The sequence below is a fragment of the Pseudomonas sp. HMSC057H01 genome (genome assembly GCF_001836405.1).
Lineage (GTDB): Bacteria > Pseudomonadota > Gammaproteobacteria > Pseudomonadales > Pseudomonadaceae > Pseudomonas > Pseudomonas aeruginosa.
Genome location: NZ_KV828391.1, coordinates 19,302 through 32,558 on the forward strand (window position 1 = coordinate 19,302; position 13,257 = coordinate 32,558).

A 13,257-nucleotide genomic window follows, 5' to 3' on the forward strand; every position below is an offset into this window, starting at 1 on the left:
GGCGGGTTATGCTGCCTGCGCACCAGCCTGCGGACCCATACCTGCCATGGCCCTTGACCCGAGCCAACGCCGACGACTGCGCCACGCGCTATCCGACGCCTTCGTCGACACTCTCCTGGAGCCCGAGGATATCGCCCGGCGGATAAAGGGCGTCGACCCGGCGTTGCTGGAACGGTTGTTCTTCGAGGAGGTGGCGCCGGTCTGCCACGGCAACCTGCTCAGCCCCGCTCCGGCGGTATGGACCGCCTTCGACGAGGCCTGGCTGGAAGAGGCCATCGAGCGACGCCTGGCGCGGCTAAGGAGCAGCGCCCTGCGACGCTGGCACGAGCGCTGCCTGGTCGCCTGGCTGCGATGGCGATACGCCGACACCTGGCGCGCGATCGCCGGCGCTCTTTGAGCGAGCGCCTCAGCGAAATACCGAATGGATGAGCTTGCCGGCCTTCTTCGTGTCGACCGCCTGCTGGCGTACCGGCGGCAGCGGCTCGCGCTTGTCCTTGTCTGCCTCGTTCATCTGCGCCACCCAGGCATCCACCCGATCGCGGCTGACGGCGCCGTAGTTGAGACGGCAGCTATCGACGAGGGTCTTGCCCTTCTTCTCCTTGTAGCTGCACTGCACGCGGAAGTCGCCGATGTAGTTGGTGGCGAAGCTCTCGGCACGGAACGGCGCGGAGAACGGCTTGGAGGTATAGGTCTCGTAGTAGTAGTCGGTCTTGGTCAGCGGCGTAGAACGACAGTTGGACTCCACGTTCACCGCCGTGTGGGTGACGCTGCGCTTCCTTTTCTGGACCGTCTTCTCCAGCGCCTCGCCGTTGGCCTCGCAGCGCTCCTCGTACGCACCGGTCTCGCGGGTGACGGTATAGGACAGGTACCTCACCTCGAACTCGTAAAGCTCGTAGTAGCGCGGCGTCAGTGCGAGGCTGAACAGCTCGGAGTACGACGAGGTGGTGACGTGGGCCGCATGGGTCTTGGAGACGGGATCGCGGAAACGCAGGGTCAGGCGGGTGGACGGGTCGTTGCTGCCGGTGTTCTCGAAGCCGACCACGCCGGTGACGAAGCTGGGCGGATCGCCGGCGCGCATGGAGAACCAGGACGACACCGAGCCCTGGTTCGCCGGGTTGATGTTGCAGCCCGCCAGCGATGCCATGCAGGCGAGCACGGCAGGTAGCTTTCCTTTTCTGGGCGTCATTGAAATCCCTTTGCTCGCGACAGGAGGAAAATATCGTTAGGAAACAACGTTGAGAGGCCGGCAAGGATACCCGACTGGCGCACGGGTCGCATCATTATGACATCACGCCGCCCGCCGGCGTTGCCGCGACCGTTCGTCGAACCTGTGAATTCCGGTAGTTTCCCTTGCCGTCGCTGGCGTCCCAGGATCGGGATTTCCTGTGTTCGCCGGGAGGATCCTGGCGTGTCCACGACCAGCCTCTGCCCCTCCGCCACGCGGGAACACGGTCCCGGCGCGAAACGCGTCCTGCCTCTGCTGTTCCTCACCTGCCTGCTGGATGCTTCTGGCGTCGGCCTGATCGTGCCCCTGCTGCCGACGCTGATCGGCAGCGTGGCGCCGCTGGCGGTCCGCGACGCGGCCACCTGGGGCGCCGCCCTGGTGATGACCTTCGCGCTGCTGCAATTGTTCTTTTCGCCGGTCCTCGGCAGCCTCAGCGACCGCTTCGGACGCCGCCCCGTCCTGGTCCTGGCGATGCTCGGCTTCGCCCTCAGCTATCTGCTTCTGGCGTTGGCCGACAGCCTCTGGATGCTGTTCCTCGGTCGCGCGCTGGCCGGGCTCACCGGCGCCAGCGTGGCCACCGCGATGGCCTGCGCGGCGGACCTCGGCACGCACGGGCAGCGCACCCGGCACTTCGGCTGGCTGTACGCCGGCCTCGCCCTGGGCATGATCCTCGGCCCCGCCCTCGGTGGGCTGCTGGCGGTGCACGGCACGACGCTGCCGCTGTTGCTGGCCGCCGGCCTGTGCCTGCTCAACGCCCTGCTCGCCGGCCTGTTCCTCGAGGAAACCCTGCCCCCGACGCGACGCCGCCGCCTGGATCCGAGGCGGATGAACGCCTTGCGCTCGATCAGCGGCCTGGCTCGGCAACCGGGGGTCGGACGCCTGCTGGCGGTGCTTGCCCTGGTATTCCTCGGCTTGCAGGCGGTGATGGTGGTCTGGCCCTTCTTCGTGATCGAGAAGTTTCACTGGAGCAGCGCCTGGATCGGCTACTCGCTGGCCCTCTACGGCGTGCTCGCGGTGCTCGCCCAGACCCTCGGCGTGAACCTCTGCAAGCGGCGCCTGGACGACGCCCGCCTGCTGCGCCTGGGCCTCGCCCTGCAAGGCTGCGGCCTGCTGCTGTTCGCCCTGGTCGACTCGTCATTCTGGCTGGTCTGCGCGCTGCTGCCCTTCGCGCTCGGCAGCCTCGCCACCCCGGCCATGCAGGGGCTGCTCTCGGCCCGCGTGCCGGTCGATCGCCAGGGCGAGTTGCAGGGCGTGCTGAGCAGCCTGATGAGCCTCGCCGCGATCGTCGGTCCGCCGCTGATGAGCGGCCTGTTCCACTGGGGCAGCGGTCCGCTCGCGCCAGTGCCCCTGGCCGGCGCGCCATTCCTCGCCGGCGCCCTTCTCGTTCTGGCCGGGCTGGTCCTGGCCTGGCAACTTCGACCTACGGGAGAAGAACGATCATGGACCGGATAGACATGGGCGTGCTGGTGGTGCTGTTCAATCCTGGCGACGACGACCTGGAACACCTTGGCGAACTGGCGGCGGCGTTTCCGCAACTGCGCTTCCTCGCCGTCGACAACTCACCGCACAGCGATCCGCAGCGCAATGCCCGGCTGCGCGGGCAAGGCATCGCCGTGCTGCACCACGGCAACCGGCAGGGCATCGCCGGCGCCTTCAACCAGGGGCTCGACGCGCTGTTCCGGCGTGGCGTGCAGGGTGTGCTGCTGCTCGACCAGGACTCCCGTCCCGGCGGCGCCTTCCTCGCCGCCCAGTGGCGCAACCTGCAGGCGCGCAACGGTCAGGCCTGCCTGCTCGGCCCACGGATCTTCGACCGGGGCGACCGGCGCTTCCTGCCGGCCATCCACCTCGACGGGCTGGCGCTCAGGCAACTGTCCCTGGACGGCCTGACGATCCCACAGCGCACCTCGTTCCTGATCTCCTCCGGCTGCCTGCTGACCCGCGAGGCCTACCAGCGCCTCGGCCACTTCGACGAGGAACTGTTCATCGACCATGTGGACACCGAGTACAGCCTGCGCGCCCAGGCGCTGGACGTGCCCCTGTACGTCGACCCGCGGCTGGTCCTCGAGCACCGCATCGGCACGCGCAAGACCCGCCGCCTCGGCGGTCTCAGCCTCAGCGCGATGAACCACGCCCCGCTGCGCCGCTACTACCTGGCGCGCAACGGCCTGCTGGTCCTGCGCCGCTACGCCCGGTCCTCGCCGCTGGCCCTGCTGGCGAACCTGCCGACCCTGACCCAGGGCCTCGCGGTGCTCCTGCTCGAACGCGACAAGCTGCTCAAGCTGCGCTGCCTGGGCTGGGGCCTGTGGGACGGCCTGCGGGGGCGCGGCGGCGCACTGGAGCGCAACCGCCCGCGCCTGCTGAAGCGCCTCGCCGGTCCGGCCGTGGCGTCCGTAGCTTCCGGCAAGGCCAAGGCCTAGTCGGCGAAACGCATTCCCGCATAGGGCGCTTGCCGGCACGCCGCGAGCCGGCTGCGCAGGTCGCCGACGTGGGCCTCCAGGCGATGGCCGTCCGGGTCGAGGAAGTAGAACGAATCGCCCTCGCTGCGGTTCTGCTTCCATTCGCGCACGCCATGCGCGCGCAGCTGCGCGGCGAAGCGGGCGAAGTCCGCGGCGGCGATGCCGAAGGCGTAGTGCGTGTAGTCCGCGGCCGGCCCGCCGTACTGCGGCTCCCGGGACAGGCACAGCCACAGCGAACCCAGTTCGAGATAGGCGCCCTGGTCCCAGCGCGCTTCCAGGCGAAAGCCGAGAAGATCGCGGTAGAAGGCGATGCTGGCCGGCAGATCGGCGACCGCCAGGGTCAGGTGATTGAGACCGGTAAGCATGGGGGCTCCTTGCAAGGTGTGGCGAGAGGTCGATTCAGGCACGTCCCAGCCAGTCGCCGCGGATCATTTCCATCAGTTGGCGCAAGCCGGGTTGCGGCTGGCGTCGGCTCGGATAGTAGAGGCAGAACGGCGCGCCCATCGAGGTCCAGTCCGGCAATACCAGTTGCAGCCGGCCGCTACGCAGCTCCTCGGCGATTCCCACCTCCAGGCAGTAGGCCAGGCCGACACCGTCCAGGGCCGCGGCAACCGCCGTATTGCTTTCGTTGACGCTGAAGGGGCCGGGCACGTCGACCTCGACCATCCGCTCGCCGTCGCCCAGTTCCCATTTGTAGAACGAGTTGTCGCCCAGGCGCATGCGGATGCAGGCGTGCCGCAACAGGTCGTCCGGCCGCTGGGGCACGCCGTGGCGCGCCAGGTAATCGGGCGACGCGGCCACCACCCAGCGCAGCTCCCCGGTCAATGGCACCGCGACCATGTCCTGGGGCACCGTGCCGCCGTAACGGATGCCGGCGTCGTAGCCGTCGGCGACGATGTCGACCATGCGGTCCTCCACCGAAAGTTCCAGTTGCAGGTCCGGATACGCCTCGGTGAAGCGCCTGAGGACCGGCCCCAGCAGCAGCCGCGAGGCATCGCGCGGCACGTTCAGGCGCAGCCGGCCCACCGGCGAGGTGCGATAGGCATCGAGTTCGCCGAGCGCCTCGCCGATCACCTGGAAACCATCCTCCAGCTTGGCCGCCAGCGCGCTGCCGGCATCGGTCGGCACCACCGAACGGCTGGTACGGTTGAGCAGCTTCACCCCGAGCCGCGCCTCGAGGTTGCGCATGCTGTGGCTCAGCGCCGAGGTACTGACACCCAGTTCCTGGGCCGAGTGACGGAAGCTGCGGCGCCGGACGATGGTCATGAAGACGTTCAGGTCGGCGAGTTCGGAACGGGTGAAAGCCGGCATTCCAGGGCTCCTGGCAGTTCTCGGAGGTCAATGCAGCATTGAGCCACATTCAATCTCGGGTGATCTAGAGTAATCGCTCCGTGCCGCCGAGCGCATTGCCGGCAAGCGTTTTCCCGATCTGCAGGAGTATTTCCATGAGCGTTGAAAGCATTCGCATCGAGGGTATCGACACGCCGGTCTCGCGCATCGGCCTCGGCACCTGGGCCATCGGCGGCTGGATGTGGGGCGGCGCTGACGACGCGACGTCGGTGGAAACCATCCGGCGTGCGGTGGAATCCGGGATCAACCTGATCGACACCGCGCCGGTCTATGGCTTCGGCCATTCCGAGGAGGTCGTCGGCAAGGCCTTGCAGGGCCTGCGCGACAAGGCGGTGATCGCCACCAAGGCGGCGCTGGAGTGGAGCGACGCGGGCATCCACCGCAACGCCTCCGCCGCACGCATCCGCCGGGAGGTCGAGGACTCACTGCGACGGCTGAAGACCGATCGCATCGACCTGTACCAGATCCACTGGCCGGACCCGCTGGTGGCGCACGAGGAGACCGCCGGCGAACTGGAGCGCCTGCGCCGCGACGGCAAGATCCTCGCCATCGGCGTGAGCAACTATTCGCCGGAACAGATGGACGGGTTCCGCCAGTTCGCTCCGCTGGCCAGCGTGCAACCGCCCTACAACCTGTTCGAGCGCGCCATCGACGCCGACGTGTTGCCCTACGCCGAGCGTAACGGCATCGTCGTGCTGGCCTACGGAGCGCTGTGCCGCGGCCTGCTTTCCGGACGGATGAACGCCGAGACCCGCTTCGATGGCGACGACCTGCGCAAGTCCGACCCGAAGTTCCAGCAGCCCCGCTTCGCCCAGTACCTGGCAGCGGTCGCGCAACTGGAGGAACTGGCTCGCGAGCGCTATGGCAAGTCGGTGCTGGCCCTGGCCATCCGCTGGATTCTCGATCGCGGCCCTACGGTGGCGCTGTGGGGGGCGCGCAAGCCGGAGCAGTTGAACGGCATCGCCGACGCCTTCGGCTGGCGCCTGGACGACGAGGCCATGGCCCGCATCGAGCGGATCCTCGCCGAGACCATCCAGGATCCGGTCGGTCCCGAGTTCATGGCGCCGCCCAGCCGCAACGCCTGATCGGACGGCCGGGGCGGCAACACCCCTGGCCGCTGGCCTGACGGAGCGGCGGAAGGCAAAATGGCGGTTTTTCTCAAGGACTGCCGGATCAGTTATGGAAAACGTCTACAAGACCCCGGAAGCGCCCCTGGTGGAAACCCGCGGCGCGAAGCGGGCGCATTTCTTCGTCACTTCCCTGGGCAAGATGAGCGTGCTCTTCCTCGTCACCCTGGGGCTGTACGGCGTGTACTGGATGTACAAGCACTGGAAGGCCCAGCAACCGCAGATGGAGCGGCGGATCAGCCCGGTATGGCGGGCGATCTTCGGCATCTTCTTTTTCCACGCCCTCGCCCGGCGGATCCACCAGGCCCTGCCGGAAGAGCGCCAGGCACTATGGAGCCCGAGCAAGGATGCGACCTGGGCGGTGCTGCTGACGGTCGCGGCGAACCTGATCAGCCACCTCACCGACGTGGTCCCCGCGCTGGAGCCCTACTCGCTGCCCTCGCTCCTGCTGCTGCTCACGCCGCTTATCCCGATGCGCAACATCCAGCGCCAGGCCAACCTCGCCAGCGGCGACCCGCAGGGCACGGGCAACGCCGGCTATTCGGGCTACAACCTGCTGTTCATCGTGCTCGGCGCGCTCTACTGGCTGCTGATCCTGATCGGTTCCGCGGTGATCCTCTTCGGCTCGTCCCAGGGCTGAGCCGCCTCAGCCGGGAAACGCCCGGCGCAACAGTTCGGGCAGCATCTCGCCGGCCGGACCGACGAGACAGTGTTCGCGCGGATGGCGGGTGCGCACCGGTTGCGGGTTCACATGCACGACGCTGGCACCGTGTTCCAGCGCCAGTCCGGGTATCCGCGCCGCCGGCTGCACCACGCCGGAAGTGCCGACGCTGAGCAACAGGTCGCACTCGCAGGCCGCGGCGAAAGCCTCGCGCAGCGCCGCCTCGGGCAGCGCCTCGCCGAACCAGACCACGCCCGGCCGGACCTGTCCGCCGCAGGCCGGACAACGCGGCGGCTCGATCCGTCGTCCCTCTTCCGGCTCGACCGAATCGGGCAAGGCGTCCCGGTAGGCTGCCGCGCAGGTCGCGCAACGCGGCGCGTGCAGGCTGCCATGCAGGTGAAGGACGTCGCGGCTGCCGGCGCGTTCATGCAGGTCGTCGACGTTCTGGGTGACCAACCGGGTGTCGGCGATCCGTCCGCTCAACGCGGCGATCGCCCGGTGCGCGGGATTCGGCTGGACACCCAGCACCTTCAGGCGGCGCCACTCGTACCAGCCCCAGACCAGCGCGGGATCGTCGGCGAAGGCCGCGGGCGTAGCCAGGGCCGCCGGATCGTAGCGCGCCCAGAGACCGCCAAGGGCATCGCGGAAGGTGGGAATCCCGCTTTCCGCCGACACCCCGGCGCCCGTGAAGATCACCAGGCGGCGGGCGCCGGCGAGCAGTTCGACGACAGCGCGCATCTCGCTCCTCCGCTTACAGCGCGGACAACGCGCGGTATTCGTCCTGGGCATGCTGGTCGGTCATGCCGCTGACGAAATCCTGGAGCATGCGGCAGCGGTGGTAGAACTCCCACTGCCGCTGCAACGGGTCCTCCGCCACACCTTTCATGGCCTCCAGGTAAGCCTTGATCTGCTGGCTCGGCAGGCGCCGAACCAGCAGTTGCGGATGCGGCGCGGCGGCCTGGCGACCTTCGGCGAGGGCCTGGAACTCCTCGGCCGGCAGGCGCAGCAGCGGCGCGTAGAAATCCAGCAGGCCCTGGATGATGCGGTAGCCCTGCAATTCCAGGGTTTCCACCTCCGGATGGCAGAACACCCATTCCATGGCCACGTCCTTGAACGTCTGGACGATGGCGTGCGGCAGGCTGCCGTCCTCCATCAGCGCGCGGCCGAGGGTGCCGGCATGAACCGCTTCGAGGTTGTCGATGAACTGCTGGGCGGCGTGCTGGACCAGCGGGTGGATCATTTTCACCCGCAGGCGGATGAAGAATTCGCTGACCTTGTTGATCGGCTCCCGCTCGGCCTTTTCCAGCGAGTAGTCGACCATCCGCTGGAAGCTCATGTTGTCCGCGTCGCCGGGAATCGGTGCGTCCGGCGAATGGTGGACGGCAAACTTCTTCACCAGCAGATCCGCCAATTGACGGATGTCGAGGATGCCTTTTTCCACCGAGTCTTCGATATCGGCCAGGCAATAGGAGATATCGTCGGCCGCTTCCATGATGTAGGCCACAGGGTGGCGAGTGCCCGGGCGCATGCCGAGGACTTGGCGCAGTTCGTCGACGAAGGCTTCCTCGGAAAGATAGAAGCCCGGCTTCTTGTTCAGGTAGTGGTTCGCCGCTGCCTTGTCCGGCTTCGGCTCGTAGGCCGGACGCACGTACTTGAGCAGGCCGGCGGTCTGCGTGTAGGTGAGGTTCAGGCGCAGCAGCTTCACCACCAGGCGGATGGCCTGGGCGTTGCCTTCGAAATGCTTGAGGTCGGTGAGCATGCGCTGCTGCAACAGGCCGTCGCCCTGGCCCGGCGGTACGCGGCGCTCGAACAGGGCGTCGAGATTGCGTTCGAACCAATCGTTGATGGCGTACTCGCCGAAATGACCGAACGGCGGATTGCCGACGTCGTGCATCAGGCAGGCCATTTCCACCAGGCTTTCCAGCGCGCCTTCCAGCCCGTCCAGGCCGACCTCCGCGGCACGCGGGCCCAGTTGGCGGAACAGCGTGCGGACGATGAAACGCCCGGTCTGCTGCACTTCCAGGGAATGGGTCAGGCGGCTGCGCACCGCCGCGTTGCGCTCCAGCGGGAAGACCTGGGTCTTCTGCTGCAGGCGCCGCACGGCGGCGGAATTGACGATGCGCCCGCGGTCGCTTTCCAACTGGTAGACGATGTCTTGCAGATCGGTATTCCCGGCATGTCCGTAGGTTTCCCTGTCATGCGGACGCTGGCGGGATATCCGCTCCTTGAAATCCACGGCCCCTGGCATCTGGCGCTGTTCTCCACTCGGTCGGCTGCGAACCCCGAGCCTAGCGCGTGGCGGCGGTTTAACCAAGGTCGCGACAATCCGTCCCACTACCGTTCGCGGTCCGCCCTCTTCCCCGGGCGGCGGCAACTGGCAGAATACCCCGCTCGGCACCAGCGACCCCCGCCGCAGAACGGGGGCGCCGCCGATCATGCGTGCGCCCATAGAAACAGGAACGTTCAGGGAGGTTCCGCATGAGCATCACATCCACCGATATCTGCCAGGCCGCCGATGCCCTCAAGGGGTTCGTCGGTTTCAACCGCAAGACCGGCCGCTACATCGTGCGTTTCAGCGAAGACTCCTTCGGCATGGACGTAGCCGACGACAGCATCACGCCCACCAGCGAGTTCGTCTGGAGTTCGGTACGCGACGACGTCATGCGCCTGGGCCGCGAGCAGTTGCAGATCCTGCTGGAACAGAACATCAACGAACGACTGAACATCGGCGAGCCGCTACTGGTCTATCTGCGCCGCCAGGACCTGCCGGAAATCACCGCACAACGCCAGTTGCGCTGAGCGCCGTCGATCGCCGCCCGCGCCGGGCGCTGCGCCACGCATTATGCTGGAAGCGTCCGCCGCCGTCCGGCGTCGCGGACGCCATCGGCCATCCGGCGCGCCACGCAGGTGCTGCGTGGGGAGGTGAACGCCATGAGCAAGGGACTGAACGCGAAGAAGGAAACTCGTAGGAAACCGCTGAAAACCGCCCAGGAGAAACGCCTGGCGAAACGAGCGAAAAAACACGCTCCGGCGGCGCCGCTCGGCACCCCATCGCGGAGCTGAGCCAGGCCGGAGCAGAGCCGCAGGCGCAACCGCTCAATCGTCCGCGGCGGGGTCCAGGTCGGGGAACAGCACCTCGGTGAAGCCGAACTTGCTGAAGTCGGTGATTCGCGAGGGATACAGGCGGCCGATCAGGTGGTCGCACTCGTGCTGCACCACCCGCGCATGGAACCCTTCGACGCTGCGGTCGATCGGCTGTCCCTGCGGGTCCAGGCCCTGGTAGCGGATGCGCCGATGGCGCGATACCGCGCCGCGCAACCCCGGCACCGACAGGCAGCCCTCCCAGCCCTCTTCCATCTCGTCGTCCAGCGGGGTGATCCGCGGGTTCAGCAGGATGGTCGGCGGCACGGCCGGGGCGTCCGGATAGCGCTCGCTGCGCTCGAAACCGAAGATCACCAGTTGCAGGTCGACGCCGATCTGCGGCGCGGCCAGCCCTACCCCGCCGACGTGATGCATGGTTTCGAACATGTCGTCGATCAGCCGTTGCAGCTCCTCGCTGCCGAGCAGTTCGGACGGCACCGGCTGCGCAATGCGCAACAGGCGCTCGTCACCCATCTTGAGGATTTCCCGGATCATGCCGCCCCCTGATAAAGGTCAGTAACGTCCTACATGCTCAGCCAGAAAACCAGACAGGACAAGACGCAAAGAGCTTCCATCTCCGGCAATTGCGTCATTGGTTTGACACCGAACGGCTTTCTTTCCCGGCACATCCGGTAATATTCGCCGCACACCGACTACACTGGCCAGTCGTACCACCCCGCTACGTTTTCCTGGAGGAAACCTTTTTGCCTTCGTTGCCCACCTTGCAGCCCCTCGACCTCTACAGGCGCACCCTGGCCTGCCTGGTCCTGGCGGTTTCCTGCCTGGGCGGCGGAGGCCTGTGGGCGGACGACGCACGGACGTCGGTCGAGCAACGCAGCAACGCGGTCAGCCAGGTTCTGCTGGGCATATTCAGCTACGTGCGCTGGCCGAAGGAACCGGCGGTTCTGCAACTCTGCGTGGTCGGCCCGACCGAGTACGCCGACGGTCTGCTCCGCGGCATGGTGCAGGCCAATGGCAGGCGCGTGCATGCGGAACGCCGCGCGGTGGACAACCCGGACCTCGGCACGCTCTGCAACGTGATCTACCTCGGAGTGGTCGACGAGCGCGAGCGCCAGCAGGTGTTCCACAGCCTGGCCGGGCATCCGGTCCTGTCCATCAGCGAGCGTGGCACCGAATGCAGCGTCGGCAGCATGTTCTGCCTCAACGTCGGCGGTCCGCGCATCACCTTCGAGGCCAATCTCGACTCCATCGCCCGCAGCGGCGTACGCGTGCACCCGAGCGTATTGAAACTGGCAAGGCGGCAGGCCACTCCGTGATGAACCGTCGTCGTCGCTATACGGGTTCCAATCCATCGCTGCGCCGGGTGCTCTATCGCGCGCACCTGGGCGTGGCGCTGGTCGCGGTATTCACCGCCGGGCTGGCAGTGACCCTGGTCGGCCTGCTGACCCTGCGCGCCTACGCGGACCCCAACCAGCAACTGATCGCCCGTTCCATCAGCTATACCGTCGAAGCCGCGGTGGTCTTCGGCGATGCCCAGGCCGCCGAGGAATCCCTGGCGCTGATCGCCTCCAGCGAAGAGGTCTCCAGCGCCATCGTCTACGACCGCCAGGGGCAGCCCCTGGCCAGCTGGCATCGGGAAAGCACCGGGCCGCTGCACCTGCTGGAACAGCAACTGGCGCACTGGCTGCTCAGCGCGCCGACCGAACAACCGATCCTGCACGACGGCCAGAAGATCGGTTCGGTGGAGGTGAAAGGCTCCGGCGGCAGCCTGCTGCGCTTCCTGCTCACCGGTTTCGCCGGCATGGTCCTGTGCCTGCTGCTTACCGCCCTGGGCGCCTTCTACCTGTCACGGCGGCTGGTACGCGGTATCGTCGGCCCGCTCGACCAACTGGCGAAGGTCGCGCATACCGTGCGCCGCGAACGGGATTTCGAGAAGCGCGTACCGGAAGCCGGCATCGCCGAGCTGAGCCAACTGGGCGAGGACTTCAACGCCCTGCTCGACGAACTCGAATCCTGGCAGGCGCGCTTGCAGGACGAGAACGCCTCGCTGGCGCACCAGGCCCACCACGACAGCCTGACCAGCCTGCCCAACCGCGCCTTCTTCGAAGGCCGCCTGAGCCGGGCGCTGCGCGATGCCAGCGAGCACCGCGAGCAATTGGCGGTACTGTTCATCGACAGCGACCGTTTCAAGGAGATCAACGACCGCCTCGGCCATGCCGCCGGCGACACCGTGCTGGTCAACATCGCCATGCGCATCCGTGGGCAGTTGCGCGAAAGCGACCTGGTGGCGCGCCTGGGTGGCGACGAATTCGCCGTCCTGCTCGCACCGCTGGCGTCCGGCGCCGACGCCCTGCGCATCGCCGACAACATCATCGCCAGCATGCAGGCGCCGATCCGGCTCAGCGACGGCAGCACGGTGAGTACCTCGCTGACCATCGGCATCGCCCTCTATCCCGAGCACGCGGATACCCCGGCGGCGCTGCTCCACGACGCCGACATGGCGATGTACATCGCCAAGCGCCAGGCCCGCGGCAGCCGGCGCCTGGCGGAACTCAACGACCCCCGCATCCTTCAGGAAGAAAAGGAGATAGACAGTGCTACCCCAGAGGCTCCACCCAAGTAGATTGCTCGCCCTCGCCCTGTTCAGCCTTGTGCTGGGCCTGGCCGGTTGCCAGACCAAACCGCCGCAGACCGGCCTGAGCGCCGAGCAGATCGCCGTGCTCCAGGAGCAGGGCTTCGAACTCCGCGACGAAGGCTGGGAGTTCGGCATGTCCAGCAAGGTGCTGTTCGGCAACAATCTCGACCGTCTCAATCCCGACAGCCGCAACACCCTGACGAAGATCGCCCACGCCTTGCTCGCGGTAGACATCGACAAGGTCCGCCTGGAAGGCCACACCGACAACTACGGCGACGAAGGCTACAACCAGAAGCTCTCCGAACGGCGCGCCGAATCGGTAGCCGCGGTGTTCCGCGAAGCCGGCATGCCGGCGGCCAACATCGAGGTCCGCGGCCTGGGCATGAGCAAGCCGGTGGCCGATAACAAGACCCGCGCCGGCCGCAGCGAGAACCGCCGCGTCGCCATCATCGTTCCCGCCGAGTAATCCTGCGCTCGCGGGCTGCGTACGGCCCACCCGTACCTGGCCCGTCCATCGCCCGGCCCCGCCGCCACCCCGCTTCCGGCCTATGTTGAAGGAAGAAGCCAGCAGACCGGCGTACCGGCCGCCGCTGCCGCGGATGCTAGACTGAATGCTGCGCAAGAAACCGACAATCCCGGCCGACCTGCCGTTTGCGGGTGCTCCGGGATTCACCGACAGGGGGTATCGACCTTTGCCTGTT

At 67.3% G+C, this 13,257-nt stretch carries 16 protein-coding genes; 10 read left to right on the plus strand and 6 right to left on the minus strand.

The features are described from left to right. Positions 1-46 precede the first annotated feature (46 nt). Positions 47-397 carry a DUF7079 family protein gene (locus tag HMPREF2581_RS03935; RefSeq protein ID WP_003140561.1) on the plus strand — a complete coding sequence of 117 codons (351 nt, stop codon included), beginning with the start codon at positions 47-49 and terminating at the stop codon, positions 395-397. A gap of 9 nt (positions 398-406) precedes the next feature. Here HMPREF2581_RS03935 and HMPREF2581_RS03940 read toward each other — a convergent pair whose 3' ends face one another. Next, positions 407-1,096 carry a hypothetical protein gene (locus HMPREF2581_RS03940; RefSeq protein ID WP_003140562.1) on the minus strand — a complete coding sequence of 230 codons (690 nt, stop codon included), beginning with the start codon at positions 1,094-1,096 and terminating at the stop codon, positions 407-409. A gap of 312 nt (positions 1,097-1,408) precedes the next feature. On the opposite strand from HMPREF2581_RS03940, the gene HMPREF2581_RS03945 reads away from it, so the two are divergent. Together HMPREF2581_RS03945 and HMPREF2581_RS03950 are read left to right on the plus strand one after the other, a co-directional pair. After that, a complete protein-coding gene (locus tag HMPREF2581_RS03945; RefSeq protein ID WP_003140564.1) occupies positions 1,409-2,677 on the plus strand; it encodes an MFS transporter in 1,269 nt (422 codons plus the stop codon). Next, the gene (locus HMPREF2581_RS03950; RefSeq protein WP_003140566.1) at positions 2,665-3,642 is read left to right on the plus strand and encodes a rhamnosyltransferase; all 978 of its coding nucleotides are present in this window, start codon (positions 2,665-2,667) and stop codon (positions 3,640-3,642) included. Before HMPREF2581_RS03945 ends, HMPREF2581_RS03950 begins: the two co-directional genes overlap by 13 nt. Here the strand turns inward: HMPREF2581_RS03950 and HMPREF2581_RS03955 are convergent. Further along, positions 3,639-4,046, minus strand: a complete 408-nt coding sequence (locus HMPREF2581_RS03955) for a FosA family fosfomycin resistance glutathione transferase (protein ID WP_003082280.1) — start codon at positions 4,044-4,046, stop codon at positions 3,639-3,641. The two genes, HMPREF2581_RS03950 and HMPREF2581_RS03955, sit on opposite strands and share 4 nt — an antisense overlap. 34 nt (positions 4,047-4,080) lie before the next feature. Next, positions 4,081-4,992, minus strand: a complete 912-nt coding sequence (locus tag HMPREF2581_RS03960) for a LysR family transcriptional regulator (protein WP_003086503.1) — start codon at positions 4,990-4,992, stop codon at positions 4,081-4,083. A gap of 134 nt (positions 4,993-5,126) precedes the next feature. Between HMPREF2581_RS03960 and HMPREF2581_RS03965 the strand changes: the two genes are divergently transcribed. After that, positions 5,127-6,116, plus strand: a complete 990-nt coding sequence (locus HMPREF2581_RS03965; RefSeq protein ID WP_003082273.1) for an aldo/keto reductase — start codon at positions 5,127-5,129, stop codon at positions 6,114-6,116. 94 nt (positions 6,117-6,210) lie between these two features. Then, positions 6,211-6,798, plus strand: a complete 588-nt coding sequence (locus HMPREF2581_RS03970) for a DUF4234 domain-containing protein (RefSeq protein WP_003082271.1) — start codon at positions 6,211-6,213, stop codon at positions 6,796-6,798. A 6-nt stretch (positions 6,799-6,804) separates the two neighbouring features. Here the strand turns inward: HMPREF2581_RS03970 and HMPREF2581_RS03975 are convergent, their stop codons facing one another. Further along, positions 6,805-7,557 carry an SIR2 family NAD-dependent protein deacylase gene (locus tag HMPREF2581_RS03975; protein ID WP_003140568.1) on the minus strand — a complete coding sequence of 251 codons (753 nt, stop codon included), beginning with the start codon at positions 7,555-7,557 and terminating at the stop codon, positions 6,805-6,807. 13 nt (positions 7,558-7,570) lie between these two features. Next, positions 7,571-9,067 (minus strand): dGTPase, encoded by a 1,497-nt coding sequence (gene dgt / locus HMPREF2581_RS03980; RefSeq protein ID WP_003109104.1) that lies wholly within the window; start codon positions 9,065-9,067, stop codon positions 7,571-7,573. Between the two features lie 230 nt (positions 9,068-9,297). Here dgt and HMPREF2581_RS03985 point away from each other — a divergent pair, with 230 nt between their 5' ends. Both HMPREF2581_RS03985 and HMPREF2581_RS33470 read left to right on the plus strand, forming a co-directional pair. Next, positions 9,298-9,618, plus strand: a complete 321-nt coding sequence (locus HMPREF2581_RS03985; RefSeq protein ID WP_003082265.1) for a DUF2025 family protein — start codon at positions 9,298-9,300, stop codon at positions 9,616-9,618. A gap of 132 nt (positions 9,619-9,750) precedes the next feature. Continuing rightward, a complete protein-coding gene (locus tag HMPREF2581_RS33470) occupies positions 9,751-9,882 on the plus strand; it encodes a hypothetical protein (RefSeq protein ID WP_003086493.1) in 132 nt (43 codons plus the stop codon). A 33-nt stretch (positions 9,883-9,915) separates the two neighbouring features. On the opposite strand, the gene def is transcribed toward HMPREF2581_RS33470, so the two are convergent. Next, the gene (gene def / locus HMPREF2581_RS03990; protein WP_003086490.1) at positions 9,916-10,455 is read right to left on the minus strand and encodes a peptide deformylase; all 540 of its coding nucleotides are present in this window, start codon (positions 10,453-10,455) and stop codon (positions 9,916-9,918) included. A 209-nt stretch (positions 10,456-10,664) separates the two neighbouring features. Here def and yfiR point away from each other — a divergent pair, with 209 nt between their 5' ends. Genes yfiR through HMPREF2581_RS04005 form a run of 3 tightly spaced genes read left to right on the plus strand, consistent with a single transcriptional unit; the run spans position 10,665 to position 13,022 of the window. Continuing rightward, positions 10,665-11,237: a small colony variant regulatory diguanylate cyclase inhibitor YfiR gene (gene yfiR / locus HMPREF2581_RS03995; RefSeq protein ID WP_003086488.1), complete on the plus strand. Its 573-nt coding sequence runs from the start codon at positions 10,665-10,667 to the stop codon at positions 11,235-11,237. Further along, complete coding sequence (gene tpbB, locus HMPREF2581_RS04000; RefSeq protein WP_003116327.1) at positions 11,237-12,544, plus strand: small colony variant regulatory network diguanylate cyclase TpbB; 1,308 nt, start codon at positions 11,237-11,239, stop codon at positions 12,542-12,544. Before yfiR ends, tpbB begins: the two co-directional genes overlap by 1 nt. Next, positions 12,516-13,022, plus strand: a complete 507-nt coding sequence (locus tag HMPREF2581_RS04005) for a small colony variant regulatory network protein YfiB (protein WP_003133895.1) — start codon at positions 12,516-12,518, stop codon at positions 13,020-13,022. Before tpbB ends, HMPREF2581_RS04005 begins: the two co-directional genes overlap by 29 nt. The last annotated feature ends 235 nt before the right edge of the window (positions 13,023-13,257 follow it).